This is a genomic window from Acinetobacter sp. RRD8 (assembly GCF_031844225.1).
Lineage (GTDB): Bacteria > Pseudomonadota > Gammaproteobacteria > Pseudomonadales > Moraxellaceae > Acinetobacter.
In genome coordinates this window covers 1-1,245 of record NZ_JAUZUU010000049.1, presented here as the reverse complement: position 1 = coordinate 1,245, position 1,245 = coordinate 1, and the positions used below count along the sequence as shown (strand labels likewise).

Annotated in this window: 1 protein-coding gene; it reads left to right on the top strand. The window is 36.2% G+C overall.

Going from position 1 to position 1,245, the window contains the following annotated elements; genetic code table 11:
• The first annotated feature begins 221 nt into the window (after positions 1-221).
• Positions 222-1,208, top strand: coding sequence for an IS110 family transposase (locus tag Q9R24_RS14965; RefSeq protein ID WP_005251678.1), 987 nt, complete (start codon positions 222-224; stop codon positions 1,206-1,208).
• Positions 1,209-1,245 lie beyond the last annotated feature (37 nt).

Here is a 1,245-nt window from a genome sequence, read left to right as displayed (position 1 = left end):
CTTGTATCTTGATTGATATAGTGATTAGCTACCACTATACGCAAATTGTAGAGTTTGGAGTGCTGCTAAAATCTTAAATTTGAACCTGAGATAAAACCTACAATTTGCCCTTATCCCTCATACAACTCTGAACGGTAACTAAGCACTTTGATGCTGTATTCACAAGGTAAGATGATGGTTAATGGGATAAAAATCATAGCTTAAACTCAAGGAATATCACCATGATTATGCTAGGTATTGATGTCAGTAAAACCAAAATAGATTGTTGCATTTTCCCTCAAGGTTTGACTGGAAAAAGAAAAAATAAAATATTTACTAATACAGAAAGTGGCTTTGGCAGTCTGCTCAAATGGCTCATCACTCTTAAAATTGAACCTGATCAAGTGACAGCAATCATGGAAGCGACTTCGGTTTATCATGAGAATTTGGGATATTATCTATATGATGCAGGTGTAAAGGTTTGTGTGGCTAATCCTTCACGAGTAAGAGCCTTTGCCAAAGGCATGTCCATGCTAAATAAAACGGATAAAGCTGATAGTGAAGCTCTTTCACGTTATGGTTACACCGCAAAGTTAATCATATGGCAGCCTGAACCTGAAAATGTCAGATTATTAAAAGCTTTACTAGGCAGACGAGATGTCTATCTAGGTAGTCTATTGCAGGAAAAGAATCGACTTGAAAAGGCGCAGTCCACTCATACCTCCGTTGTTGTGATTAAATTACTTGAAGAGAATATTGAGTATTTAAATCAGCAACTTGAAAATATTGATAAGTTAATAAATAATCACATAGATCAAGATCCAACATTGAAACAGGATTTGAAATTACTGCAAACTATTCCTTCAATCGGTGAACGATCAGGCTTATTACTGTTGGGGTTATTTCATTCGCACAAGTTTGAAAAAGCAAGTCAAGCTGCTGCATATGTAGGTTTGGTTCCAGTACATCAGTTGTCTGGCAGTTCAGTCAACAAGCAAAGTCACTTATCAAAAGCAGGTGACAGTAAAATACGCTCAGTATTGTATATGTCAGCATTAACAGCGATTAAATATAATCCACACATTGAAGCTTTATATCAACGATTATTAAGCCAGGGTAAAAATAAAATGTGTGCTTTAGGTGCTGCAATGCGCAAGCTTATACATCTGTGTTATGGCGTTTTAAAACATCAGACTGCCTATCAAAGAGATTATTTATTGGTCGAATAATCTCAAAACCTGATTGACTACCAAGACGGTATCTCAG